The sequence below is a fragment of the Streptomyces sp. 796.1 genome (assembly GCF_047525675.1).
Lineage (GTDB): Bacteria > Actinomycetota > Actinomycetes > Streptomycetales > Streptomycetaceae > Streptomyces.
The window spans coordinates 1-25,309 of sequence record NZ_JBLIWA010000026.1 but is presented as its reverse complement, the minus strand read 5'-3'; the positions used below and the strand labels follow the sequence as shown (position 1 = coordinate 25,309).

Here is a 25,309-nt window from a genome sequence, read left to right as displayed (position 1 = left end):
GTGGTCGGGCTCGTGGTCGGGCTCGTGGTCGGGCTCGTGGTCGGGCTCGTGGTCGTCCTTGCGGTCGGCCGGCTCGTTGTCGCCGCCGCGGTCCTTCGGCTTGCCGTCGTCCTTGCTGTCCTTCGGCTCGTCGCCGCCCTTGCGGTCAGCCGGCTTGTCGTCGGCCGGCTTGCTGTCATCCCGCTTGTCGTCGGCCGGGCGCTTCTTGGGCGGGGCCGGTGGGCGGTACGGGGCCGGGTCGCCGGTGACCGTGACGTGGCGGTCGCGCAGCAGACCGGCGAAGGTGCGGGCGGCCTCGGCCGCCGGGTCGTCGACGCGGTCGGCCGGGCCGCGGTCGGAGTCGCCGCGGCGGCCCTCGTCGACCATGAGCGCGGTGACCGGGGACAGGTTCTCGTTCGGCCCGATCGGATGCCGGGCTGAGCCCGCGTACAGCCGGGTGTCGTAGCTGAGCCGCACGCTGCGCTCGCCGCGGGCGTGCAGCGCCCGGGCCGTGGCGTCGGCGAGTTCGCGCAGGCTGGCGGGGTGGGTGCCGTCCGGGCCGCGGGTCGGGCGGGCGGTGAGCGTGGGGTCGCCGCCGCCGACCAGGACGATGCGGCCCCGCTCGCCGGGCGCGGTGGTGACGGAGGTGGTCAGCCGGTGGCCGGGGCCGAGTGCGGCGAGCGCGGCGACGCCGGTGGCCAGCTTGATGGTGGAGGCCGGGACGACGCCCCGGCCGGCCCCCGCCCCGTACAACTGCCGTCCGGTCGCCACGTCGACCACCGCGCCGGCCCGCACCCGGCCCAGCGCCCGGTCCTTCAGCAGCGGCTCCAGCGCGTCCGCGAGCCCCGCGCCGGTGGGCAGTGGTACGGACCGCTGGCCGGCGTCGTCGGGTGACGTCGTGCGGGTGGCGCCGAGCGGCGCGAGGACCGGGGCCGCGCTGGGGGCGGGCGCCGCCGGCGCGCCGGGGCGCACCTCGCGCGGGCGGTCTGCGGAGGCGGCACGCTGCCGCTCGGCCGTACGCTGGCCGGAGTCCCAGGGACCGGTCGCCGCCACCGACGTGGCCGCGACCACGAGGCCCACGGCGGCGGAACCCGCAGCTAGCAGCCCCGTACGACGCTGCTCCACGGTGGCTCCGCGCAGTCGGCCGAGCCACTGGTCCCACCACCATCTGGCCTCGTCAGGCATCTTCGAGCAGCCCCTTTCGCAACCACACACCTGCGTGAGGGACACTTAACCACCCGAACTATGTGCTGATCATGGAGGAGCCACCCGTGGAGTTCGACGTCACCATCGAGATTCCGAAGGGTTCACGGAACAAGTACGAGGTGGACCACGAGACTGGTCGTATCCGCCTGGACCGTCGACTCTTCACCTCGACCAGCTACCCGGCCGACTACGGCTTCGTGGAGAACACCCTCGGCGAGGACGGCGACCCGCTGGACGCGCTCGTCATCCTGGACGAGCCGACCTTCCCCGGTTGCCTGATCAAGTGCCGTGCCATCGGCATGTTCCGGATGACGGACGAGGCCGGCGGCGACGACAAGCTGCTCTGCGTCCCCGCCTCCGACCCGCGCGTGGAGCACCTGCGGGACATCCACCACGTCTCCGAGTTCGACCGCCTGGAGATCCAGCACTTCTTCGAGGTCTACAAGGACCTGGAGCCCGGCAAGTCCGTCGAGGGTGCCAACTGGGTGGGTCGCGCCGAGGCCGAGGCCGAGGTCGAGGCGTCCATCAAGCGCCTTGAGGCGTCCGGCGGCGCGCACCACTGAGTCCGCGCGCCGGGTCACCTGCCCTGACCAGCGCATCCACCGATGGGCGGAGCACCACCTGTGCTCCGCCCATCGGCATGTCCGGGCCGGTCCGCGCGGCGACGGCGTCGGCGTCGGCGTCGGACCACCGCGGCCCGTGGCCCCGTCCGCGCCCGCCACCCCGGTGGCCTCCGCGCCACGCCGGACGCCCACCCCGATGGCGTACCGGCGCCGCGCGACGGGGGCCGCGGGCCGGGGCGCACCCCGCGCCGCGCCGTCAGCCGCGCGCCGGCGGCGCCGGAGAACCCCTGGAAACCGCGGGTCCCCTAAAAGCCGCGGGTCCGCTAGAAACCGCGGGCCCCCTAGAAGCCGCGGGTCCGCTTGGCCGCGCGGCGGAGCGGGCCGCCGGTCTCCTTGTCGGCGCCCGGGGTGCGCAGGAAGAGGCGGGCCATCTCGTTGCCGAGGTTCACGCCGATGGCGATGGCCAGGGCGAGCGAGGCCGCGCGGGTCAGCGACGGGATACCGGAGTCCATGTTCTTCTGGGCCAGCGCGAGCAGCCCGAAGTAGGTGGCGCTACCGGGCAGCAGCGGGCCGATCGCGGCCGTCACGTACGGCAGCGCGGACGCGTACCGGTAGCGCGAGAGCAGTTGGCCGAAGAGGCCGACCAAGCCGGCGGCTGCGGTCGTGGAGGCGACGGCCGGGATGCCGGCCACGTCGTGCATCGAGCCGTACACCAGCCAGGCCACGCCCCCGTTGAGGGTGGCGAACAGCACCGTGGAACGTTCCTGCTGGAGCAGTACGCAGAAGGCGAGCGCCAGCAGCATGGCCGAGAAGAGCTGCACCACCGGGCGCTCGTCGCCGCGCAGCGCGGCCTCCGGGTTGAAGTTGGCGCCCAGCCGCAGCCCCACGTACAGCACCGAGAGCACGCCGATGACGATGCCGACGATCAGGTACATCACTTCCAGCAGGCGGGCCGCGGCGGTGATGTAGTAGCCGGTCAGGCCGTCCTGCACGCCGGCGACCAGGGCCCGCCCGGGGATCAGCGCGAACAGCCCACCGGTGATCACCGCGGAGCCCTGCACGTTGGCGTGGGCCAGGCTGAGCGCGACGCCGGTCGCAGCGGGCGGCATCGCCGCCGCGACGAACTGGTAGAACTCCGGCAGCCCGCGCCCGGACGCCAGCCACGCCAGCCGGTCGCCGAGCATCGCGCCCACCGCGGCGGCGACGAAGACCAGCCATCCGCCGCCCACCAGCAGGCTGGCCGCCCCCGCGAGCGCGCCGGACGCCAGGGTGAGCGCCCAGCCGGGGTACGGGTGCCGGTTGCGGCGTATCTCGGCCAGCCGCCGGTACGCCTCCTCGGTGGTGAAGTCGTCCTGCGAGGTGATGTCGTCGACGAGCCGGAAGACCGCCGACAGCCGGGTGTAGTCGACGGCCCGGCGGCGGACCGTACGGCTGGCCGTGATCGGGTCGTCCACCAGGGACGGCTGGTACGTGATGGAGAGCAGCGTGAAGGTGACGGTGGGCTCGCAGCGTTCGAGGCCGTAGGCGTGGGCGACGCCGAACATGGCCGCCTCCACGTCCTCGGCGCCCTCGCCGCCGGCGAGCAGGATCTCGCCGATGCGCAGCGTGATGTCGAGCACCCGGGGCACCGCCTGGGTGGACTCGGCGTGCTTCTCGACCCGCTCGGGCGCCGGGCGCTCGCCGACCGGCATGCGCAGCATCGTGCGCATCCGGTCCTGCCAGGGCGTCTCCTTGGTGAGCCGAATGGCGGGGATGCCGTGCGGCGGCGTGAAGGCGGGGCCGCGCGCTGCGCCGTGGCCGGAGGCTGTGCTGCCGATGGGTCCCGCGGGTGCCGCTTCCTGACCGGCTGAACCCGGCGCCACGAAGGCGGACCCCTCAGCTTCCGGCAGCGGCTCCACCACCTCCGGCGGCAGCCCCACCGGCAGGGCGAACTCCGACGTCGGGTGCTCGTCCTCGGCCGGGTGCGAGGGCAGCGGCAGCCCGAGCGGCGGGGTGAAGGCGCTGTGCACCTCGTCCGGGTGCGGCCTGCGCTCCCCCAGCTCTTCCCCGTCACCCGTGCTGCCCATGTCCTGCTTGCCCTGTGCCTGTGAGGCCACGTGCCCTCTCTCCTCGCCAGCCCGCCGTGCCCCTCAGCCACGATGCCTGATCGTCGGCCGGGGCGCCCAGTGTGCACCGTCTTCCCCGAAGTGCACAGGTCACCCGCCATCCGTCGGCCGGGTGGCGGTACGACGCCGGCCCGTAGTGCCATCCGACACCGGCCCGCGGTGCCGCCTGGCTCCGGCCCGTGGTCCCGTACGACACCGCCCGTCTTGGGCGGCCGGTGACCCCATGCGACAGCCCCCGGGCGGTGGCCCGGGGGCTGGCGGACTGCGCGCGCCTGCGGGCGCGTTGCTCAGCGAGTCAGTGGCGGGCGCGCCGCCCCGGCGGGTCCTGCGGTCCCCCGTCGCCCGGCCCGCCGTAGGGGTCCTGCGTGCCGTACGGGTCCTGGGCGTACGGGTCCTGCGTGCCGTACTGGTCGCCGTACTGGTCCTGCGCGCCGTACGGGCCCGGGGCGGCGTAGGGGTCCTGTGTGCCGTACGAGGCGGCGTCCGTGCCGTACGGCTGCTGGGCCGGGTAGCCGTAACCGCCGGGCTGCTGCTGGGCCTGCTGGCCCGGGTAGCCCTGGCCCTGCTGGCCGTAGCCCTGCTGTTGGTCGTACCCGCCCTGCTGGGCCTGGTAGCCCTGCTGCGGGTCGTAGCCGCTGTGCTGCGGCTGGTGCGCGGCCTGCTGGGGCTGGGGCTGCTGCTGGTAGTAGCCCTGCTGGGGCTGGTGCGGCTGCTGCTGGTAGCCGCCGGGCTGCTGGCCGTGGCCCTGGTCGGCCGGGTAACCCTGCTGCTGGCCCGGGTAGCCTTGCGGGTCCTGGTAGCCGGCGGTGTCGTACTGGCTCTGGCTCTGGCCCTGAGCGTGGCCCTGGCCGGGCTGTTGCTGGCCCGGGTACGCCTGCTGGGCGGGCTGCGCGGCGCGTTGCTGCTGCGGGTGCTGGGCCTGGTGTTGCTGCTGTTGCTGGGCCTGCTGGCCGGGGTGGTGTTGCTGCTGGCCCTGCGCGTACGGGTCGGGCTGGCCGGCCGGTGCGGCGCCGGGGCGCTGGCCGCCGTACTGCTGCTGGCCGGACTGCTGCTGTTGCCCGGTCCGCTGCTGGCCGGGCTGCTGCTGGCCGCCGTGGGCGCCCGGGTGGCCGAAGACGTCGGCGCGCGCGCCGCCGGGGCCGCCGAGGCCGGGACCCGACGGGCCGCCGCCGATGGCGCCGGGGCCGTCCTGCTCCGCCCCGTCACCCTCGGCACCGCTGCGCGGCGCGGCCCCGCCGCCCGCCGCCGCGGCCTTCTTGGACTGGCTGCGGGCGCGCAGGAACTCGATCGCGATCGGCACCACCGACAGCAGCACGATGCCGACGAGCATCGCCTCGATGTTGGAGTGCACCCACTCGACCTTGCCGAGCCCCGCACCGAGCAGCGTGACGCCCGCGCCCCAGAGCACGCCGCCGATGACGTTGAAGATGAGGAAGGAGCGGTAGTTCATCCTGCTGACGCCCGCGATGATCGGCGTGAACGTCCGCACGATCGGCACGAAGCGGGCCAGCACCAGCGACTTCGGCCCGTGCTTCTCGAAGAACTCGTGCGCCTTCTCCACGTTCTCCTGTTTGAAGAGCTTGGAGTCGGGCCGTTTGAAGAGGCTGGGCCCCACCTTGCGGCCGAAGAGGTATCCGGCCTGGTCGCCGAGGACGGCCGCGAGCACCACCAGCACGCAGACCAGCCACAGGTCCATCGTGATCTTGTCGGTGGTGACCAGCAGACCGGTGGTGAACAGCAGCGAGTCACCCGGCAGGAAGAAGCCGATGAGCAGGCCCGACTCGGCGAAGACGATGGCGAGCACGCCATAGATGCCGAACTGGTCGATCAAGTGGTCCGGGTCGAGCCAACTGGGGCCAAGCGCGAGAGTGGTCACGGGTGACGGGGCTCCTGGATCAGGGGGTGCAGGCGGCGCAGGCAACCCGGTCGCAGTGGGAGGAGCTGACGGCGTACGGCGGGGTGCGGTGTGCCGCCCAAAAGTATCAACGCCAGACGTCCCCCACCCGTTCCAGCCCAGCCAACCCCCGGACGCCTTCGTGCGTCATGATCTCCGGAAAGACACATGGAGCCCGCACGCACACCCGTCGTGTGGGACAACAGGAGGTAGCGCGATGGGCATCGAAGAGTACGGCGGCGGCCAGCAGCAGGGGACCGACGTGTTGGTCGTCACCACCAACGACGTGCCCGGCTATGACGTGCAGCACGTCATCGGCGAGGTCTTCGGGCTCACCGTGCGCTCGCGCCACCTCGGCAGCCAGATCGGCGCTGGCCTGAAGTCGATGGTGGGCGGTGAGCTGAAGGGCCTGACCAAGACCCTGGTCGAGACCCGTAACGAGGCGATGGAACGGCTCGTCGAGCAGGCCCGCGCCCGCGGCGCCAACGCGGTCCTGATGATGCGGTTCGACGTGGCCTCCGGCGCCGACGTGGGCACCGAGGTCTGCGCGTACGGCACGGCGGTCGTGATCGCCCCCAAGAGCTGACCCCGCCCGCCGCGGGCCCGCCCCACCACCGGGCGGCTCCGCGGCGGGTCCGCACCGCCGCCCGGCCACGCCCTCCGCACCCGGCACCCGGCACCCGCGCCATCCTGCGCTCCGCGCGAACCGGTCCCCGCCACCCGTCCGGCCGATCCGCCGCGCCCGCATCTCGCGTGCCCGTGCGTCGGTGCCCGTACCTCCTGTTTCCCCGTGCCCGCGCGTCCTGCTCGTACGTCCCCTGCTTCTCCGCTTCCCCGCACCGGCACACGCGCGCCGCTCGCCCCGCAGCCCGGCCCACGGCGCCCGACCCACGGCGCCCGGCCCGTACGAGACGCGCGTACGAGAGGCGCAGCCGCCGGCCGCGCTGTGTCGCACGCCTCGTCGGAGGGTGCTCCAAAACCCTTGGGGCGAGATCGTCGCGGATGACATCCTGCGCTTCATGCTGGGGATAACGGACCTACCGACGTATCTCGCGGGCCTGGCGCTGATCATCTTGCTGCCGGGACCGAACTCCCTCTATGTCGTCTCCGTCGCCGCCCGTCGCGGCCCGCGCGTCGCCTACCAGGCGGCGGGCGGCGTGGTCTGCGGTGACACGGTGCTCATGGTCCTGTCGGCGGGCGGGGTGGCCTCGCTGCTCAAGGCGAGCCCGGTGGTGTTCTCCGTCGTGAAGTTCGCGGGTGCGGGCTATCTGACCTGGCTGGCGATCGGGATGCTGCGCGGCGCCTGGGCGCTGTGGCGGCGCCATGGCGAGCAGGCCGCGCCGGGCGAGGCGACCGGCTCGGCCACCGCCACCGCAGCCGCCGCCGGGTCGGGAGCCCCCGCCGCGGAGGCCGCCGCAGCGGGCCGGGCGAGCGGCGAGCGGCCCTTCCGGCGGGCCCTGATCGTGAGCCTGCTCAACCCGAAGGCGATCCTCTTCTTCATCTCCTTCTTCGTGCAGTTCGTCGACCCCGACTACGCCCACCCGGCGCTCTCGTTCGTCGCGCTGGGCGCCTGGGCGCAGCTCTTCAGCATCACGTACCTGTCGATCCTGATCTTCAGCGGTACGTACCTCGCGGCGACCTTCCGCCGCCGCAAGCGCCTCACCGCGAGCCTGTCCGCCGGCGCCGGCGCCGCGTTCCTGGGCTTCGCCGTGAAGCTGTCGATGGCGAGCGCGGGGTAGCGGACGCTGGGTGGCGGACGCCCTGGTGGGGGGCGGTTTCGCGCCGTGGCCCGGCGGCGCCGGGCCACCCGGCCAGCGCGCGGCCCGGCGCACGCCGGAACCGGTCGCGCCGCCCCCGCGCGGGACGCCCCCGTCAGTGCGGGATCGTGTCGATCAGTTCGCGGGCGCCCTGCCGGAGCAGGGCGACGGCGACCGAGGTGCCCAGCGTCGCCGGGTCCAGCGGGCCGGCCCACTCGTGGGCGTCGAGCACGGTCTTGCCGTCCGGGGTGAAGACCCGGGCCCGCAGCGACAGCCGGCCGTCCCGCTCGGCCCTGGCGTAACCGGCGATCGGCGAGTTGCAGTGGCCCTGGAGCACGTGCAGCAGCATCCGCTCGGCGGTGGTCTCGCGCCAGGTGTCGCGGTCGCCGAGGTCGGTGACGGCCTCGATGGTCGCGGTGTCGTCCTCACGGCACTGGAGGGCTAGGACGCCGGCGCCGATCGGCGGGCACATCGTCTCCACCGACAGGGCCTCGGTGATCAGGTCGGGCCGGCCGATGCGCTCAAGCCCGGAGACCGCGAGGAGCAGCGCGTCCACCACGCCGTCGGCCAGCTTCTCCAGCCGCCGGTTGGCGTTGCCGCGCATCGGCACGCACTCCAGGTGCGGGTGCGAGATGGCGAGCTGGGCGACCCGGCGCACCGACGAGGTGCCGATGCGCGCCCCCTCGGGGAGCTCGTCCAGGGTGAGGCCGCCGGGGTGCACCAGCGCGTCCCTGATGTCGTCGCGCTTGAGGTACGCGGCGAAGACGGTGCCCGCCGGGAGCGGCCGGTCGGCCGGCACGTCCTTGACGCAGTGCACCGCGAGATCCGCCTCGCCGGCCAGCAGCGCGGCGTCCACCTCCTTGGTGAACGCCCCCTTCCCACCGAGCTTGGACAGGTCCCCGAGCCACTTGTCACCCGAGGTCGTCACGGGCACCACGGCCGTCTTGACCCCGGGCCGCAGCACGCTCAACTCCGCCCGTACGCGCTCCACTTGGGCCAGCGCCATCGGCGAGGAACGGGAGACGATGCGGATCAATTCAGCGTCAGCCATGTCTCCACGATAGGCCGTGCGGGGCCGACGGCCGGACCCGGGCCGACCGCCGGAGCGTCGCGGGGCCGGCCCCCGGAGCGTGGCAGGCCCGCCGCCGGCCCGGCCCGGCGCACGCCCGCGGACCCCCGCGACTCGGGCCCCGCGCCACCGGCCCACCCCCACGAGCAGCCACACCCGCGCACCCCGCCCCGCCCCATCGCGTCATGTCATGTCACGCCATGTCACCGTACGGTTATCTGGCGGCGCGGCCGGCGCCCGCAGCCGTCCGCCGCACGGGCCGAGCGCCACGGGCACCAGCCCACACACCGCCCCGCCCCGGCCCAGCCCCCGCAGCCCCACCGCAGAGCGGGGCACCCTGGCCGGGCCCGCCCGCCCCGCAGGCCCGGCCCGGCCAGCGCCGCAGGCCCCGTGCGGCTAACCGCCCAGCCGCAGATAGCGTCGTACCGCCAGCGGGAAGAAGATCGCGAGCAGCGCCAGCGGCCAGCAGATCGCCAGCAGGCCCGCATGGTCGGCGGCCCAGGAGTCGCCGCCCCAGCCGGGGTTGTCGAACAGGTCGCGGACCGCTGTCGCGGTGGCCGACATCGGGTTCCACTCGGCGATCGCGCCGAGCCAGTCCGGCATGGTGTCGGCCGAGGTGAAGGCGTTGGAGAGGAAGCCGACGGGCCAGACCAGGATCTGCACCGCCTGCACCAGCTCCGGTTTGCCCGCCGCCATGCCCAGGTAGATGCCGAGCCACAGCATCGCGAAGCGCAGCAGGAGCAGCAGCCCGATCGCCGCCAGCCCCGCGCCGAGGCCGCCGTGCCAGCGCCAGCCCATCAGCAGCCCGGCCAGCAGCAACACCACCACGCTGACCAGGGATTCGATCATGTCCGCCACACTGCGCCCGACCAGCACCGCCGACCGGCTCATCGGCATCGCCCGGAACCGGTCGAGCACGCCCTTGTTGAGGTCCGTGGTGATCGAGACCATCGTCGACTCCAGGCCGAACGCCATGGTCAGCGCGAGCATCCCGGGGAACAGGAACTCCTTGTAGTCCCCGCCGCCGGCCACCTCCATGCCGCCGCCGATGAAGTACGCGAACATGACCAGCATCATCACCGGGAAGACCAGCCCGACCAGGAGCTGCACCGGTTGCCGCGCCCAGTGGGCCAGTTCGCGGCGGGTCATGGTCCAGGCGTCGGTCAGCGCCCATCCGATGCGACCGGCCGCACCGGCCGGCCGCGCCACCACCACCAGGTCCGTCCCTGCGATCTCCGTCATGCCCCGGCCCCCCGCCCGCCCTGACTGCCTTGCCCGCTCTGTCTGTCCCGCCTGTCCTGCCTGCTTCGACCGCCCTGCCCAACCTCGGCCCCGGCCCCGGGGCCGCCTCCGGCCCCCTCCTCCGGCCGCGCCCCCGTCAGCTCAAGGAACACCTCGTCCAGGGTCGGCCGGCGCAGTGCGATGTCCCGGGCCTCGATGCCGGCCGCCGCCAACTCCCGTACGGTCTGGGTCAGTACGGCGATCCGGTCCACCACCGGGGCGCTGACCCGCAGCGCGTCCGGGTCCTGCTCGACGGCCTCCGTGCGGGCCGCGCGGGCCACCACGGCCGCGGCGGCCGGCAGGTCATCGGCACGGTGCAGCACCACGTCGATCCGGTCGCCGCCGATCGCGGTCTTCAACTCGTCCGCCGTACCCTCGGCGATGGCGCGGCCCCGGTCGATGACGGTGATCAGGTCGGCGAGTTGGTCCGCCTCCTCCAGGTACTGGGTGGTGAGCAGCACCGTCGTACCGTCGCCGACCAGCGAGCGGACCGCGCTCCACACCTCGCGCCGGCCGCGCGGGTCGAGCCCGGTCGTGGGCTCGTCCAGGAAGAGCACCTGGGGGCGCATGATGAGCCCCGCCGCGAGGTCGAGGCGGCGCCGCATGCCGCCGCTGTACTGCTTGATGGCCTTCCGCCCCGTCTCGGCCAGGTCGAACTGGGCGAGCAGTTCGTCCGCCCGCCGCGCCGCACCCCTGGCCCCGAGGTGGTAGAGCCGGCCGAACATCTCCAGGTTCTGCCAGCCGCTCAACTCCTCGTCGAGCGCGGCATGTTGCCCGAGCAACCCGATCCGGTACCGCACCTCGTCCGGCTGCCGCAGCACGTCGAAGCCGGCCACTTCGGCCCGCCCGCCGTCCTGCCGCAGCAGCGTCGCGAGGATGCGGACCGAGGTGGTCTTGCCCGCCCCGTTGGGGCCGAGCACCCCGTGCACGGTGCCGCGCTCCACGCTCAGGTCGAGCCCGTCCAGCGCCCGGTGCGTGCCGTACTCCTTCCGCAGGCCCTCGACGACGATCGCGCGATCGTGGTCTGCCAATGCCTTCCCCTCCAGCCATCGAGCCACGGGCCGCGCCGCGCCGGCGCGCCGCAGCCCATTAGTCAAACTTGACTAGGAGCGCAGAAGGTAGCGCCGACTCCGGCATTAGTCAAACTTGATTAATCACTCCCGCGGGCCGATCCCGCGCGGCCGGGCCACCTCAGGAGCCCGGGGCCGGCCCGTCAGCCCTCCCGCCGCGGACCGCCCGCCGCCTCGTCACCCGGGTGCGGGCCGGTGGCGTACGGATTCTCGGCGCCCTCGGGGAGCACACCCTTGAAGGTCTCGCCCTCGCCCGCCATGACGTACGAACCGGCTTCGAGCCGCTGGATCAGGCCGCGCGTCCACTTCAGGCCGTCGTCGGCGGTCGTCACCCACAGCTCCATGATCTCGCCGATGTGCCCCATCGAGGCGGGCCCCTCGGCCGGCGTGTAGTACTCGGTCACCGAGGTGCGCCAGTCCTCAAGGCCGGCGAGCCGCTGCTTGAGCAGGGCGATGACCTCCTCGCGGGGGAGCTCCACGATGAACCCGATGGCGGCGCTGAGCAGGTCGAGCTTGGGCTTGCCGTCACTCAGCGACTTCCGCAGCAGCGCGAAGAACGCCTCCTCGCCCTCGTCGGTGATCTCGTACTCCACCCGCGGCGGGCCGCCCGCCACGCTCGGCGCCACGTCGTGCGCGAGCAGCAGGCCCTGCTTGGCCAGTTGCTTGAGCGCGTGGTAGATGGAGCCCGGCTTGGTGTTGGCCCAGTCGTTGGCGCCCCAGTACTCCAGGTCGTTGCGCACCATGTAGCCGTGCGCCCGCCCGTGGTGGCGCACCGCCCCGAGCACCAACAACCGCATCGCCGACATCAGCCCGTCACTCCGTCTCACCCCGGCCCGCACCTCTTGACAAGGTCAAGGGTAGACGGGCAGGAGTGCTATTCAAGTTTGACTAGCCGAGCCTCCGGCTGCCACGCTCGCCGGCATGACGGAGACGACCACGCCCATCCTCCCGTGCCGCTCGATCCCGGAGACCCTGGCCTTCTACCGCGCGCTCGGCTTCGACGTGACCTTCGAACAGACCCGGCCGAACCCGTACGCGGTGGTCCAGCGCGGGGACATCGGGCTGCACTTCTTCGGCATGTCCCGGTACGACCCGGCCGCCTCGTACAGCACCTGCCTGATCAACACCGACGACGTGGACGGGCTGCACCGGGCGTTCCGCAGCGGCCTCAAGGCGGCGTACGGGCGGGTGCCCACCCGGGGCCTGCCGCGGATCGGGCCGCTGCGCGACACCACGTACGGGGTACGGCAGTTCCTGGTCACCGACCCCGGCGGGAACTGCCTGCGGGTCGGCCAGCCGAACGGCGAGAGCCTTGAACACGCCCCGTACCCGACCGGCGCCTTCACCCGCGCTCTCCATCTTGCGGCGCTCCTTGGGGATGCCAAGGGCGACCACCGCCACGCGGCCCGCGTCCTGGACCGGGCCCTGACCGAGGCGGGGGCGCTGGAGCTGGCGGACGGGGTGGGCGCGCCGGCGCCGGCGGGCGGGGTGGCTGCGGCGGTGGACGGGGCTGCTGTGGCGGCGCCGATACCGGCGGACGGGACGGGTGGGGCGGCGCCGGTGGGCGGGGCGGCTGCGGACGGGGGCGCCGCCGGGGTGCGGCCCACTCCCCCGCAGCTCTTCGCCGCGCTGGTGCTGCGGGCCGACCTCGCCCTCCGGCTCGACCGGCCCGACCAGGCGGCGGCCCTCCTGGACCGGGCCGCCGGCGTGCCGCTGGCCGCGGCCGAGCGGGCGGGGGCCGGCGATGCGCTGCGCCGGGCGGAGGAGTTGCGCGAGGCGCTCACCGAGCCGCCGGAGTAGCCGGCTGCTCGTTCGCCGGCCAGGGCGGGCGACCGGGGACCGGCGCTCACACCGCGCCCGCACCCGCCTCGTCGACCAGCACGAACGCGGTCTTGCCGTCGATCGCCTCCCGGACGATGTCCGCGTGCCCGGCGTGCCGGGCGGTCTCCTGGATGAGCGTCAGCAGGATCCACCGCGCGCTGCGGTCCCGGTCCTGCGGGTACCAGGGCGCAGCGGGCAGCGTGACGACCACGTCCAGGTCCGGCAGTGAGCGGACGTACGCGTCGGTCTGCCGGGCGACCCGCTCGTAGAAGTCCAGCAGCCCGGCCAGCGTCTCGTCGCCCGTCGCCGCGAACGACTCGTGCCAGTTCTCCGGCGTGCGCTGCGTGGTCTCCTCCGGGCGACCGGCGAGCGTGCCCATGATCCAGTTCTGCTCCACCTCGGCCAGGTGCTTGACCAGGCCGGACAGCGACAGCTCGCTCACCGTGGGCCGCTGGGCTGCCTGCTCGTCGGTGAGCCCACCCGCCGCACGGCGGACGGCGCCGCGCTGGGCGTCCAGGTAGTTGAGGAGCGCGGTGCGCTCGTCGCCACGGGGTTCGGCGTCAACGAAAGTGGGCATGTGGTCCGCCTTCCTCAGGGGGCCGGGGCGCTGTCCCGGCCTCGATGAAGAACACGTTAGGGACCCTTGCGGACAGCTTCGGTCCGCAAGGGGCGGGTCGTGCGGCACGGGTTCGCGCATTCCCTCCGGCGGCCCACCGCGCCCTGCGTCAGACCCCAGAACGGGGCGGCGGAGGCGGTACGGATACGGGGCCGTGACCGGGGGACGGAGGCGTACGGGCCGACGCCGTACGGGAACGGGACCGTAGGGAAGCGGCTTGCGCGGCAGCGGGTTCCGGGCGTCGTCCGGCGGCGCGGCACGGCCCCTCGGTCCGTCGCGGCAGGCGCTCCGACGTGCGGCGGAAGCGCCCCGGGCCGAGGGGGAGGGTGCGGCGGCCGGCGGTGGAAGGGGACCCTGGCCAGCGGGCCCCGGACGGCGCGGGAACGGTGGGGACGGTACGAACAGCGGGAACGGTACGAACGGTGGGGGCGGTACGGACGGTGAGTACCGCGCGGGGCAGCAGGAACGGGTGAGCGGCGGGGGGTGTGGGCGTCAGAAGGGGAAGACGCTGCGGCCGTGCTGGATGGAGATCCACTTGGTGGTGGTGAAACACTCCACCATCGCATCGCCGTTGAGCCGCCCCAACCCGGACAGCTTCTCGCCGCCGAACGGGACGATCGGCTCGTCGTGCACGGTGCCGTCGTTCACGTGGATCATCCCGGTCCGCACCCGGCGCGCGAGCCGTACGCCGCGCTCCACGTCACCGGTGTGCACCGCGCCGCTGAGTCCGTACGGCGACTCGTTGGCGATGCGCAGCGCCTCCTCCTCGCCGTCGAAGGGGATCAGCATCACGACGGGGCCGAAGAACTCCTGCCCGTACACGGCGGATTCGGTGTTGATGTCGGTGAGGACGGTCGGCTCGACGAGCGTGCCGCGGGCGGTGCCGCGCAGCAGGGCGCGTGCGCCGTCGGCGATGCTCTGCTCCACCATGCCGCTGATGGCCTCGGCCTGGCCCTCGTTGATCAGCGGGCCGATGTGGGTCTGCGGGTCGCGCGGGTCGCCGACCTTGAGGCTCTTGACCTTGGCCACGAACTTCTCGGTGAACTCGCGCTCCACCGCCCGGTCCACGAGCACCCGGTTGGCGGCCATGCAGACCTGGCCCTGGTGGACGAAGCGGCTGAAGACGGCCGCGTCCACCGCGTAGTCGACGTCCGCGTCGTCGAGGACGATCAGCGCGCTGTCGCCGCCGAGTTCCAGGACCGTGCGCTTGAACCCGGCCGCGGCGACGGTGGCCACGTGTCGACCGACCTTGTCGGAGCCGGTGAACGAGATCACCTTCGGCACCGGGTGCTCGATCAGCGCGTCACCGATCTCGGCGATGTCGGTCACCACCACGTTGAGCACGCCCGGCGGCAGCCCGGCGTCCTCGAAGACCTTGGCGACCAGTCCGCCACCGCAGATCGGGGTGTTCTGGTGCGGCTTGAGCACCACCGCATTGCCGAGCGCAATGGCCGCGGCGACCGACTTGACGGACAGCAGGAAGGGGAAGTTGAAGGGGCTGACGACGCCGACGACGCCGACCGGCTCCCGGTAGACGCGGTTCTCCTTGCCGTCGATCGGCGACGGCAGAATGCGCCCCTCCGGGCGCAGTGCGAGTTGCACCGCCTCGCGCAGGAACTCCTTCACGATCTGGAGTTCGAACGCGGCTTTGCGCTGCGTCCCGCCGACCTCGGCCGTAATGGCGTCGGCGAGTTCCGTCTCACGGTCCTCGATGATGCGCAGCGCCCGCTCGAACACCAGCCGCCTGGTGTACGGGTTCACCTCGGCCCAGGAACGCTGCGCCCGCTCCGCTGCGCGGTACGCCTGGTCGATCTCGTCGGCCGTGGCAATGGTGATCGAGGTGAGCTTCTCACCGTCGTACGGATTGAAGTCGACGATGTCCCACGAGCCGCTCCCGACCCGCCACTCGCCGTCGATGTACTGATAGGCCAATTCGGAGAAGTAGGACATGCCATCCCTTATCTGAAGGCCGGGAGGCTGCTGGCCACCCGGGGGCTGGGCGGGGTCTCCTGATGGACTGTCATCGTAATGAGCGCTCACATCAGTTGAAGACGGGACCTCAGCAAATCCCGTGTTTTTGCCGGGGAGAGGCTGTCGTCACGCAGCCGCTCCATCGCCCGGACGTATTGCGTCACTTCTTCCCGCTTGTCGAGATAGAGCGCGCTGGTGAGCTGCTCCAAATAGATGATGTCCGGCAGATCGGGCTCCGGGAAGCGCAGCATGGTGAAGGCGCCGCTTTCCCCCGAGTGCCCGCCGAAGCTGAACGGCATCACCTGGAGCGTGACGTTCGGCTGCTCCGAAATGTCCAGCAGGTGCCGCAGTTGGGTGCGCATCACCGTGGCATCGCCATACGGTCGGTGCAGCGCGGCCTCGTCCAGCACCGTGTGGAAATGCGGGGCGCGCTCCGAGACCAGCAGCTTCTGCCGTTCCAGGCGCAGCGCGACCCGCCGGTCGACCTCGGAGGCACACGCGTCGCGCTGGCCGCGGGTGACCACGGCGTGCGCGTACCCCTCGGTCTGGAGCAGGCCGTGGATGAACTGGACCTCGTAGACGCCGATGTGCGAGGCGGCACCCTCAAGCCCGACGTAGGTCTGGAACCAGCCGGGCAGCACGTCGCCGTAGCTGTGCCACCACCCCGCCACATTGGCCTCCCTGGCGAGCCCGAGCAGCGCCGAACGCTCCGCGTCGTCCGCAACCCCGTAGAGGGTGAGCAGGTCCTCGATGTCGCGTGCCTTGAAGCTCACCCTGCCCAACTCCATGCGGCTGATCTTGGACTCGGAAGCACGGATCGAATAACCAGCCGCCTCACGCGTTATGCCGCGCGACTCACGCAGCCGTCGGAGCTGAGAGCCCAGGAGGATGCGGCGTACAACCGATCCACTCGACTCACTTGTGGCCATTTCCGTGACCCTCCCTGTACGTTCCGTACCCTCGCGGGTACGTCCCCCACGGACCCCCGGCCGCGAAGTCTGCCACTTCTAGGCTCCGTTGAGTGCCCATCTCGTTACCGAAGCACGGGACGGACGCAAGTGACACCAAGAAGAATTCCTTGCTAACGCGGCCACTTCATCGCAAACCGGCCACGTGCACGTGCATCTGCCCTTGCATCTGTCCCGGTCATTGGGAATCCTGGAACTCGCGCACGTGCACGCTGTTTGCAGATCCAGCCAGGGTCGTCACGGCCACGAATGCCAGGAGTGCCTCGCATGGGGACCAGAGGATCGACCATGGTCGAGCCGTTATGGCGGGGCCTTCCTCCCATCGACCCGTCGGCTCTTTCACACTCTGCCTCGTGCGCTCTGGCGGCTCGCTACGACGCCGTCAAGGGCGCGCGTGAGTTCACCCGAGCCACCCTGCACGGCTGGGACCTGCCCGATCTCTTCGACGACGTGGCACTGGTCGTATCCGAGCTGGTCACCAACGCGCTGCGGCACGCGCTGCCGAGCGAGGACCGCGAGCCGATCGCGTCCTCTCCAGAAGCAGGCCATGGGGCCGGTCACGGGGGCGGCCCCATGGCCGTGACCGAACCGGCCGTACGCCTGCACCTGATGCGCTGGACGTCGCGGCTGGTCTGCGCGGTGCGCGACCCGAGCGAGGTCAGCCCGGTCACGGGCGACACCTCGCTCTTCCCGGAGCTGAACGGAGCGGCCGAATCCGGCCGCGGCCTCTATCTCGTCGAGTCCTTCAGCGACAGTTGGGGCTGGCACCCGCTGGCCGGCACGCTGCGGGGCAAGGTCGTCTGGGCCCTGTTCCAACTGCCCCGCGGCGAAGGCTGAACCGGGCGCACCACCGACGCGTATCCGCCACCGCGGCCAGGCGCCGCGGTGCGCTCTGCCGTGCCCTGGCGTGCCGTGGGCGTGCGCCAGCGGCGCGATGGGGCGCCGGCCGCGCCGGGGGCACCGAAGTTGGCGCATATGACTACGGAAGCCCCGTCCGGTCCGTGCGGGGCCGTCCGGCTCCCCCGGGCGGCCCCGAGCCGGCGGCGGGTCGAGCGCGGTCCGGCGGTGGGGCGGCGGTGCGCCGGCAGCGGTTCGGTAGCGGGTCAGCCCCCGGTCCGGCAGCGGTTCGGGAAGGGAGCAGCCTGTGAACGGCGTGGGGTCGGCGGCGGGGGCCGGCCGCCGCCGGGCGGCTCCCCCGACCGGTGGACGCGCGGGGAGCGGCATCCACCCGATGGGGCGACGCGGCGCCGCCGCGCCGTATCCCGTACCGGGCCCCCGCTGATCCCGCGCGCTCCACCAGGTCGCACGCCCCGTACGCCAGGTCCCGCACCCCGCCGCGTCCCGCACCGCGCCGCCCGCCGCGCGGACCCCTGACCTCCGCACACTGCGGGCGGCAGGCCGGCGCGGCGCCCGTCCAGCGGGCGTAGACGCCCGTCGGGGTGGGCCTCCGCCGCGCCGACCGGTCCCCGTCTGCCCCGCGCCCCCGGGACGCGCCCGCCCGTCGTCCACCACCCCATGGCGCGCGCACCGCACCGCGCTACGCCCCCACCTGCCGCACCCCACCGCTCCCGCGCCCGGCCGCGCCGCTCGGCCCGGCCTCCGCCTCCCCTAGCGCGTGGGCAGGCGGGGCCGCGGAGCGGAGGGGCGGCCGACGGGCCGAGCGGAAGGCCGACCGGAAGCCGAGCGGAGGCCGCGCGGGCGCGGCGCGCGGCCCGTACCGAAACGGCCGGTACCGGGCGGCTGTGGCGGGAGGTAGCGGCTGGCTCACGGGCGGGTCGCGGGTGCGGCTGCGGCGCGGGCCGGGGCGGGCCCGGCGGGGAAGCCGGGCGGGCCGGGGGCGCGGCGGGGGCCCAGAGCGGGCCGGGGCGCGGCGGGGAAGCCCGGGGCAGGGTGCGGAAACCCGAACCAGGTTCAAGGCCCGAGCACCCGAGCCGGGCCCGGGCGAGGGAACCCGAACCGGGCGCAGGACCTGAGAACCCGCCCGAACGGGCCCAGGGGGCGGGAGCCCCAAAACGGGCTCGGGGCCGGGAGCCCAGCCGGGCTCAGGGCGGGGGGAAACCAGCGGGCTCGGGAAAGAGGGTGGGCCGCGGCTGGATTCTGGGTCGGGTGGGGAAACGGGCGCCCCGCGCGCGGGGTGGTGCGCGGCGGGGCGGCGTTCGGCGGCGGTCCGGTGGATTCCGCCGACCCGTGGGCATTCATCCGCCCCGCGGGGCGGTGCGTCCACGCCGGGGCGGCGGAGGCCCCGGAAACGGTCAATCACCCACCAGGTGGTCAAACTCCCCGTCCTTCACGCCCAGCAGCATCGCCTGGATCTCGGCGGGCGTGTAGACGAGCACCGGACCGTCCGGATAGCGGGAATTGCGCATGGCGACGTTTCCGCCCGGCAGCTTCGCGAATTCCACGCAGGAACCTTGCGAATTGCTGTGCTGGCTCTTCTGCCAGACGGCCCCCGGGAGGTCCGTCGCCGCCATGCCGTTATACGCGTGGTGCACAGAACTCTCCGTGGGTGATTGCAGTCGTCAACTACCCCGGATCATAGTCCCGTTCATCTGCTGCTGCATGAGCGGATGCACGTGCACGTGGCGTACCCGAATGATCACCGTGAGCCGTAAGGCAACGACATCACCTCGCGGGCGTTGTTGATCGCCCACGTCAACTGCCGCTGCCGGCAGGCCGAGACACATGCCACCGGCGACTACGGATCTTGCCACGGTCGGAAAGGAACTTACGGAGCAGGTCGGTCTTCACGCAGTCGATATACGAGACGCCAAGCATGTCCAAAGGGTTGGTCTTCCGCTTCAGTTTTTTGTGTGGATGCGTGGATCGAGCCAGGGGAAAGAGCGGTCCTTTCGGGAGAGTTCGGACGAATTCCGCGACGCCGGCGAGCAGAACGGATGGGTTCCGGAGCTGCCATCGGTAGCGCTCCGCGGGGGTAAGTGCAGGGGCGCGCACACCGCGGGGTCATGGTGCGCTCGGGGGCGCGTCCGGTTGTTCTCGCGCACCCCGCGGGGGATATCGCGGGTTCCGGGGCGAACCCGCGCGGGGCCGGAATCCCTAAGTCCAGCACTGGCCGTACGGAGACGCGTACGCCGGGTGCGATCGCATTCACAACCGGAAGTGAATGGGACCGCCGACCGGGGTGGGTATCGCCGGCATGGGAACGTGAATCGCGGGTAAACGAGAGCGAATTCAGAGAACGGGGTCGAGAAGTTCACCGAACACACCCGGCGGGGAACGGCGGCGTGTGGGCCGCCTCCCGTATTCGACGCCCCACCGCACCCCGCCCCTACGGACGCACCCCCGCACGCCGGCCCCGTTCCGCAGGGCGGAACACCTTCGGGCGGCTCGGCCGTCGCGGCGCCGGGCGGCACGGCGATCGGGCGGCGCGACAGCCAAGCGGCACGATGCATTCCGTTTCTCGCCACGGGATTGTCAGACCCCCCTGCAAGACTCTTCACATGAGATGGGCGGTAGCAGAGACGGATGACGGGGGTGTTCGTCTCTGCCCCGTCGATGACGCGGGCCGGCCCACCGGGCCGGTCCGCGTCGCACGTGACCTCGCGACCGCGGTGCGCGAGCGGCCCGAGGTGACGCGGTGGGTGTGGCGCTCCACCGCCGAGGCGTACGGCCCGCTGCTCGCCGCGGGCGTGCGCGTCGAGCGGTGCTATGACGTGGAGGTCGCCGAGACGCTGCTGCTCGGCCACGCGGGCCAGTGGGGACGGCAGCCGCGGTCGCTGGCCGCCGCGTGGGCGCGGCTGCGCGGGCTGCCGGTGCCCGCCGACCCGCCGGTGCGCACGGCCGACACCCAACCGTCGCTGTTCGACGCGGGCCCGGTGCCGCTGCCGCCCGGCACCGATCCGCTGACCGCGCTGCTCGCCGTCTACGCCGACCAGTTGGCGCGTACGGCGGCCCTCGCCCAGCCGGCGCGCATGCGGTTGCTGATCACCGCCGAGTCGGCCGGCATGTTGATCGCCGCCGAGCTGCGGCGGGCCGGCCTGCCCTGGCGCGCCGACGTGCACCGGGAGCTGCTCGACGAGCTGCTGGGCGAGCGGTATCCGGGTGGGCTTGAGCCGCGGCGCCTCGCGGAGCTCGCGGACGAGGTCTCCCGGGCCTTCGGCAGCCGGGTCCGCCCCGATCTGCCCGCCGAGATCGTCAGGGCGTTCGCCCGGGCCGGCATCAAGATCGGCTCCACCCGGGCGTGGGAGCTCCAGGAGATCGACCACCCGGCGGTCGCGCCGCTGTTGCAGTACAAGAAGCTCTACCGGCTGCACACCGCGCACGGCAGGGCCTGGCTCAAGGCGTGGGTGCGCGAGGGCCGGTTCCGGCCGGAGTACCTGCCGGGCGGCACCGTCTCCGGCCGCTGGACCACCAACGGCGGCGGGGCGCTCCAGATCCCCAAGGTGGTGCGGCGGGCGGTGGTCGCCGACCCCGGGTGGCGACTGGTGGTCGCCGACGCGGAGCAGATGGAGCCGCGGGTGCTGGCCGCGATCTCCCGGGACCGCGGGCTGATGGAGGTGGCGGGCAGCACCCGCGACCTGTACGCGGCGCTGTCCGACCGGGCCTTCGCCGGCGACCGCGCGCAGGCGAAGCTGGCGCTGCTCGGCGCGATCTACGGGCAGACGTCGGGCGACGGCCTCAAGCACCTGGCCGCGCTGCGCCGCCGTTTCCCGGCCGCGGTGGAGTACGTGGACGAGGCGGCCCGCGCCGGCGAGGAGGGCCGTCTCGTGCGGACCTGGCTGGGGCGCACCTGCCCGCCCGCGTCCGGCGGCGCGGACGCGGAGTCGGGCGAGGCCGGGCTGCCGCAGGAGGACGACGAGGGGCCCAGCGGGTACGGCGGCGGGGCGGGCGCGCGGGCCCGCGGCCGGTTCACCCGCAACTTCGTCGTCCAGGGCAGCGCCGCGGACTGGGCGCTGCTGATGCTGGCCGCGCTCCGCCGCGAACTCGCGCCCCTCCGCGCCGAGTTGGTCTTCTTCCAGCACGACGAGGTGATCGTGCACTGCCCCGAGGAGGAGGCCGCCCAGGTCAGCACGGCGGTCCAGACGGCGGCCGACCTGGCGGGCACGATCGCCTTCGGCGACACGCCGGTGCGGTTCCCGCTGTCCCCCTCGGTGGTGGCGTGTTACGCGGACGCGAAGGAGTAGGGCGTGCCGTAAGCGGGCGGAGGCGGCGGTAGCCGGCGGGCGGGCCCGGGCGCCGGGCGGGGCGCGGGTGGTGGTCATTCGGGCGGCGTAGCACAGCGCGCGGTGCGCCCCGCGGGCTCGGACGATGAGCACGGGGGGCCGTCGGCGGCGGCCCCGGTGCCGGCCGGTCGGACCGCATGAAGGAGTGACCCGTGAGCCTCAGCCTCGAACACCTGCGCCGCTGTTCCGTCGCCGTGGACCTCGGTGCCGCCCGGACCCGGGTGTACGTCAAGGATGGCGGGCTCATCGTCAACCAGGCGACCGTGGCGGCCGTGAACACCCGCACCGGTTCGCTCATCGCCGTCGGCACGCTCGCCGAGCGGATGACCGGCCGTACGCCCCGGCACATCCAGGTGGTGCGGCCGGTCAGCGGCGGCACCGTGGTCGACATCGACATCGCCCAGCGGATGCTGCGGTTCTTCGTCGGCGACAAGGTGCGGCGCGCGTGGCGCCGCAAGCCGCTGCTGCGGGCGGCCATCTGCGTCTCGCACGACGCGGACCCGCTCGCCCAGCGCGCCGCCGTCGAGACCCTGGCCGGGCTCGGTGCGCGCCGGGTCGAGCTGGTGGACACGCTGATCGCGGCGGCCGTGGGCTGCGGTCTCCCGGTGGCGCAGCCGGAGGCGACGATGGTGGTGGTGTGCGGCGCGACCACCACGCACATCGCGGTGCTGTCGCTGGGGGCGATCGTGGCCGCCGAGAAGGTGCCGGTGGGCGGCGACATCATCGACCGGGCCGTGCTCGAACACCTGCGGACCCGGCACGAACTGCTGCTGCCCGGGCAGACCGGCTTCCCGCTGCACGAGGTGCTGCGGAACGCGGACCCGGCCGCCGGCGGCGCCGAGGTGCACGGCCGTGACGTGACCACCGGGCTCGCCAAGTCCGTCCGGGTGGACACCGCCGACGTGCAGGCCATCGTCCGTTCGCCGCTCACCGGCGTGCTGGACGCGATGCGCGGCGTCCTCCGCCGCTGCCCGCCCGACCTGGTGGCCGACCTCGCCGACCGGGGCATCGTGCTGGCCGGCGGCAGCGCCCGGCTGACCGGGCTGCACGAACTGCTGGCGCAGGGCACCGGCATGCACGTCCACATCGCCGAACGGCCCGACCTGTGCGCCGTCGAAGGACTCGGCTCGCTGATCGAAGGCAAGGTCTCCCCGGCGGACCTGGACCCGCTGGCCCACTGACGCCACCCCGTAAGCGCCGCGCCCGTACGCACCGGCCGCACACGCCATCCCCGTACGCGCCCCACTCGTACGACCCCCCCGTCGTACGGTCGCCCCCGCACGCACCCGCGCCGTACGGGCGGGACGCAGCCCACCCCGATACGCGGTGGTGCCGTACCGAGGTGTTCCCCCGAGAGCTGCGTCCCGCCCGGTGGTGCGGTGTGCGTGTGGGTCGGCCGCGCGGACGGGCCCGCCCGTACGCGGGCCCGTCCGTACGCGGGCCCGTCCGGCCCCGGCCCGCCCGTACGCGGGCCGTCCGGACGCGGTTCGCCGGTACGTGGTCCGCCCCCGGCACCCCCCGCCGGCGGCGGCCCGTACGGGGCGGGCCGCCTCCGGTGGTCAGTGCTTGGTCGGGAAGAGACCGAGCTTGGCCTTGCCGCCGGAGACCGACTTCACCCAGAGCTTGAGGTTGTTGAGCTTCACATAGCCGCCGGGGCTGGTGCTGCCGCTGAGGTAGATGCCGCCCGAGGTGGCTGAGAAGCCGACGGAGCCCGAGTTGACGTGGGTGACCTTCACCTTGCCGAACCCGAACTTCTTGCCGTTGACCTTGATGGTCTGGGACTTCTTCACGGTGATGTTGCACCGCCCGTCGTAGCAGGGCCCCTGGCCCGCGCCGTGTGCGGCGGGAGCCAGGACGCCGAAGCCGAGGGCGCCGGCCATCGTCAGGGTCGCGGCGGTGGTCGCGGCGCGCCGGTGCAGTCGCGTGCTCATCGGTTGGACCTCCAGTCCTCGCGGAAGTTCCGCTCGACACTTCTAACGCGGCACGCGCGGGACCCCTCCGGAACCTGAGCCTCCGCTTCACCCGTTCGGCGGCGCGGTCCCCGCGTACGGGGAACTTCCGTGGGGTGCCCGGGGGTTCTCGTGGTGATTTCAAGCCCCGATGCGTGAGCGCGCAAGGAGACGATCATGGCCCTGTGGGACCGGTTGAAGGACTCCGCCCAGACGATGCAGACGCAGTTGCAGGCGAAGAAGACCGAGTTGAAGAGCGGGGCGTTCCGGGACGCCAGCATGGCCATGTGCGCGCTGGTCGCGGCGGCCGACGGCTCCGTCGACCCGTCCGAGCGGCAACGGGTGTCGGCCCTGATCGCCTCGAACGACGTGCTCCAGAACTTCCCCGCCGACGACCTCCAGCGCCGGTTCGACGACTACGTCAACCAGCTCACCAGGGACTTCGCCATGGGCAAGGTGAGCGTCTTGCAGACCATCGGCAAGGTGCAGAAGAAGCCGACCGAGGCCCGGGCCGTGATCCAGATCGGCATCGTCATCGGCGGCGCCGACGGCGACTTCGACAAGACGGAGCAGGGCATCGTCCGCGAGGCGTGTTTCGCGGTGGGCATCGCGCCCGCCGAGTTCGACCTGGAGTAGCCGGGGCCGGCTCCGTCCGGCGCCGGGGGCGGCGACGGCGGCGGGCTGCGGGGCGGCCCGGCACGGCCGGGTGGCCCCGCCGGGGCGCCGTGCTCTCGGCCCGCCGCGCCGTCAGCCCGTTCTGCCCCGGCCCGCCGCGCCCCGGCCGTCCCGCCTCAGCCCGTCGTCTTCGCGCCGCCGCGCCGGGCCAGGTCGCTGACGATCAGGTAGTGGAAGGGGCGGATGGCCGCGAAGTACCACTTGCCGGACGCGCCGTTGTAGCGGACCACGGTGCTGCACGCGCCCTCGGGTCCGTGGGCGCCCTCGCGGACGGCGAAGGTCACCCGGTAGCTGAGGTGCTTGTCGTCCTTGCCCGCCATCACCTCGGTGTCCGACACGTCGATGACGCGCATCGGGCCGAGCCAGGCGCCCGGGGTGATCTCGGTGGCCTCCACGTGGCCGCCCTTGAGCCCGAACGGCTTGACCGCCTTGTCCCGCAGGGTCATCAGGGTGGTGATCCACTTGGGCGGCGAGGTCATCATGGCCTTGGCGAACTGTGCCGACGTGGTGCCGGCCGCCACGTCCACCGCGACGGTGCCCACGTGGTCGACGCTGCCCAGGCTCTTCGCGCCGGTCTCGCTCACCGCCTCGGCCGTCTTGCGGACGACGGGTCCTCGCGCCATGTCGCTCTCCTTCTGCCTGTCGGGGCCTGTCGGATGCTGCACTCGGTGCCCGGCGTGCGGTGCGCGGCGTACGGCCCGCCCGGGCCGGGGGCCACCCGCCGCCGACCGGTGTCGACGGCGGGTGCTTCCAGGCTCGCACGCCGGGGTGGCGTGCCCGGCTACGGCCGCCGGTCGGTCAGACCGCCGCGAGCTGCGGTTCGGGCTCCTCGGCCGGCTGGTCGTCCTTGATCTGGCAGATGACGGCGCCGGACGAGACGGAGGCGCCCACCTCGGCCTCCAGGCCCTGGACGACGCCCGCGCGGTGCGCGTTCAGCGGCTGTTCCATCTTCATCGCCTCAAGGACGACGATGAGGTCGCCCTCTTCGACCCGCTGGCCCTCTTCGATGGCGACCTTGACGATGGTGCCCTGCATCGGCGAGGCCAGCGCGTCGCCGGTGGCCGCGGCGCCCGCGCTCTTGGACTTCTTCCGCTTGGCCTTGGTGGCGCCGGCGGCCTGGGCCGGAGCGGACGCGAAGCCGAACGCGGCGGGGAGGGAGACTTCGAGGCGCTTGCCGCCGACCTCGACGACCACGGTCTCCCGCG

Annotated in this window: 22 protein-coding genes and 1 pseudogene; 8 read left to right on the top strand and 15 right to left on the bottom strand. The window is 73.2% G+C overall.

What is annotated here, in order from left to right:
• Positions 1 to 1,164, bottom strand: a 1,164-nt coding sequence (locus tag ACMA1D_RS18760) for a D-alanyl-D-alanine carboxypeptidase (protein ID WP_414725148.1), incomplete at its 3' end; no start/stop codon positions are given.
• An 86-nt stretch (positions 1,165 to 1,250) separates the two neighbouring features.
• On the opposite strand from ACMA1D_RS18760, the gene ACMA1D_RS18755 reads away from it, so the two are divergent.
• Positions 1,251 to 1,748, top strand: a complete 498-nt coding sequence (locus tag ACMA1D_RS18755; RefSeq protein ID WP_176166200.1) for an inorganic diphosphatase — start codon at positions 1,251 to 1,253, stop codon at positions 1,746 to 1,748.
• A 341-nt stretch (positions 1,749 to 2,089) separates the two neighbouring features.
• Here ACMA1D_RS18755 and ACMA1D_RS18750 read toward each other — a convergent pair whose 3' ends face one another.
• Positions 2,090 to 3,814, bottom strand: coding sequence for a threonine/serine ThrE exporter family protein (locus ACMA1D_RS18750; RefSeq protein ID WP_414725209.1), 1,725 nt, complete (start codon positions 3,812 to 3,814; stop codon positions 2,090 to 2,092).
• A gap of 334 nt (positions 3,815 to 4,148) precedes the next feature.
• On the bottom strand, positions 4,149 to 5,729 hold the full coding sequence (locus tag ACMA1D_RS18745) for a DedA family protein (RefSeq protein WP_414725147.1): 1,581 nt from the start codon (positions 5,727 to 5,729) through the stop codon (positions 4,149 to 4,151).
• A 235-nt stretch (positions 5,730 to 5,964) separates the two neighbouring features.
• Here ACMA1D_RS18745 and ACMA1D_RS18740 point away from each other — a divergent pair, with 235 nt between their 5' ends.
• Positions 5,965 to 6,333 carry a YbjQ family protein gene (locus ACMA1D_RS18740; protein WP_414725146.1) on the top strand — a complete coding sequence of 123 codons (369 nt, stop codon included), beginning with the start codon at positions 5,965 to 5,967 and terminating at the stop codon, positions 6,331 to 6,333.
• 433 nt (positions 6,334 to 6,766) lie between these two features.
• Positions 6,767 to 7,486 carry a leucine efflux protein LeuE gene (leuE, locus tag ACMA1D_RS18735; RefSeq protein ID WP_414725208.1) on the top strand — a complete coding sequence of 240 codons (720 nt, stop codon included), beginning with the start codon at positions 6,767 to 6,769 and terminating at the stop codon, positions 7,484 to 7,486.
• Positions 7,487 to 7,619: 133 nt separating this feature from the next.
• Here the strand turns inward: leuE and hemC are convergent, their stop codons facing one another.
• From hemC to ACMA1D_RS18715, 4 genes are all read right to left on the bottom strand, one after another.
• The gene (hemC, locus tag ACMA1D_RS18730; RefSeq protein ID WP_414725145.1) at positions 7,620 to 8,555 is read right to left on the bottom strand and encodes a hydroxymethylbilane synthase; all 936 of its coding nucleotides are present in this window, start codon (positions 8,553 to 8,555) and stop codon (positions 7,620 to 7,622) included.
• Between the two features lie 414 nt (positions 8,556 to 8,969).
• Positions 8,970 to 9,815, bottom strand: a complete 846-nt coding sequence (locus ACMA1D_RS18725; RefSeq protein ID WP_414725144.1) for an ABC transporter permease — start codon at positions 9,813 to 9,815, stop codon at positions 8,970 to 8,972.
• On the bottom strand, positions 9,812 to 10,885 hold the full coding sequence (locus tag ACMA1D_RS18720; protein ID WP_414725143.1) for an ATP-binding cassette domain-containing protein: 1,074 nt from the start codon (positions 10,883 to 10,885) through the stop codon (positions 9,812 to 9,814). The genes ACMA1D_RS18725 and ACMA1D_RS18720 overlap by 4 nt, the downstream gene beginning before the upstream one ends.
• Positions 10,886 to 11,067: 182 nt before the next feature.
• The gene (locus ACMA1D_RS18715) at positions 11,068 to 11,730 is read right to left on the bottom strand and encodes a PadR family transcriptional regulator (protein WP_414725207.1); all 663 of its coding nucleotides are present in this window, start codon (positions 11,728 to 11,730) and stop codon (positions 11,068 to 11,070) included.
• A gap of 115 nt (positions 11,731 to 11,845) precedes the next feature.
• Between ACMA1D_RS18715 and ACMA1D_RS18710 the strand changes: the two genes are divergently transcribed.
• Complete coding sequence (locus tag ACMA1D_RS18710) at positions 11,846 to 12,724, top strand: bleomycin resistance protein (protein ID WP_414725142.1); 879 nt, start codon at positions 11,846 to 11,848, stop codon at positions 12,722 to 12,724.
• Between the two features lie 46 nt (positions 12,725 to 12,770).
• Here ACMA1D_RS18710 and ACMA1D_RS18705 read toward each other — a convergent pair whose 3' ends face one another.
• From ACMA1D_RS18705 to ACMA1D_RS18695, 3 genes are all read right to left on the bottom strand, one after another.
• Complete coding sequence (locus tag ACMA1D_RS18705) at positions 12,771 to 13,322, bottom strand: DinB family protein (RefSeq protein WP_414725141.1); 552 nt, start codon at positions 13,320 to 13,322, stop codon at positions 12,771 to 12,773.
• A 531-nt stretch (positions 13,323 to 13,853) separates the two neighbouring features.
• Positions 13,854 to 15,311 (bottom strand): aldehyde dehydrogenase family protein, encoded by a 1,458-nt coding sequence (locus tag ACMA1D_RS18700; RefSeq protein WP_349990841.1) that lies wholly within the window; start codon positions 15,309 to 15,311, stop codon positions 13,854 to 13,856.
• Positions 15,312 to 15,397: 86 nt separating this feature from the next.
• Entirely contained in the window at positions 15,398 to 16,261 is an 864-nt protein-coding gene (locus tag ACMA1D_RS18695) for a helix-turn-helix domain-containing protein (RefSeq protein ID WP_414725140.1), read from the bottom strand.
• 306 nt (positions 16,262 to 16,567) lie between these two features.
• Between ACMA1D_RS18695 and ACMA1D_RS18690 the strand changes: the two genes are divergently transcribed.
• Entirely contained in the window at positions 16,568 to 17,137 is a 570-nt protein-coding gene (locus tag ACMA1D_RS18690; RefSeq protein ID WP_349990845.1) for an ATP-binding protein, read from the top strand.
• A gap of 1,415 nt (positions 17,138 to 18,552) precedes the next feature.
• On the opposite strand, the gene ACMA1D_RS18685 is transcribed toward ACMA1D_RS18690, so the two are convergent.
• Together ACMA1D_RS18685 and rpsR are read right to left on the bottom strand one after the other, a co-directional pair.
• On the bottom strand, positions 18,553 to 18,792 hold the full coding sequence (locus tag ACMA1D_RS18685) for a DUF397 domain-containing protein (RefSeq protein ID WP_349990847.1): 240 nt from the start codon (positions 18,790 to 18,792) through the stop codon (positions 18,553 to 18,555).
• 104 nt (positions 18,793 to 18,896) lie between these two features.
• Positions 18,897 to 19,075, bottom strand: a pseudogene (gene rpsR, locus ACMA1D_RS18680) (30S ribosomal protein S18).
• Between the two features lie 683 nt (positions 19,076 to 19,758).
• Between rpsR and ACMA1D_RS18675 the strand changes: the two are divergent.
• Both ACMA1D_RS18675 and ACMA1D_RS18670 read left to right on the top strand, forming a co-directional pair.
• Positions 19,759 to 21,441 carry a bifunctional 3'-5' exonuclease/DNA polymerase gene (locus ACMA1D_RS18675; protein WP_414725139.1) on the top strand — a complete coding sequence of 561 codons (1,683 nt, stop codon included), beginning with the start codon at positions 19,759 to 19,761 and terminating at the stop codon, positions 21,439 to 21,441.
• Between the two features lie 191 nt (positions 21,442 to 21,632).
• Positions 21,633 to 22,661 carry a rod shape-determining protein gene (locus ACMA1D_RS18670; RefSeq protein ID WP_414725138.1) on the top strand — a complete coding sequence of 343 codons (1,029 nt, stop codon included), beginning with the start codon at positions 21,633 to 21,635 and terminating at the stop codon, positions 22,659 to 22,661.
• A gap of 378 nt (positions 22,662 to 23,039) precedes the next feature.
• On the opposite strand, the gene ACMA1D_RS18665 is transcribed toward ACMA1D_RS18670, so the two are convergent.
• Positions 23,040 to 23,411 carry a hypothetical protein gene (locus tag ACMA1D_RS18665; protein ID WP_414725137.1) on the bottom strand — a complete coding sequence of 124 codons (372 nt, stop codon included), beginning with the start codon at positions 23,409 to 23,411 and terminating at the stop codon, positions 23,040 to 23,042.
• 195 nt (positions 23,412 to 23,606) lie between these two features.
• Here ACMA1D_RS18665 and ACMA1D_RS18660 point away from each other — a divergent pair, with 195 nt between their 5' ends.
• Positions 23,607 to 24,065 carry a TerB family tellurite resistance protein gene (locus ACMA1D_RS18660; protein WP_349990855.1) on the top strand — a complete coding sequence of 153 codons (459 nt, stop codon included), beginning with the start codon at positions 23,607 to 23,609 and terminating at the stop codon, positions 24,063 to 24,065.
• Between the two features lie 155 nt (positions 24,066 to 24,220).
• On the opposite strand, the gene ACMA1D_RS18655 is transcribed toward ACMA1D_RS18660, so the two are convergent.
• On the bottom strand, positions 24,221 to 24,727 hold the full coding sequence (locus ACMA1D_RS18655; protein ID WP_414725136.1) for a DUF2867 domain-containing protein: 507 nt from the start codon (positions 24,725 to 24,727) through the stop codon (positions 24,221 to 24,223).
• Between the two features lie 175 nt (positions 24,728 to 24,902).
• A partial coding sequence (locus ACMA1D_RS18650) for an acetyl-CoA carboxylase biotin carboxyl carrier protein subunit (RefSeq protein ID WP_414725135.1) occupies positions 24,903 to 25,309 on the bottom strand: 407 nt, incomplete at its 5' end.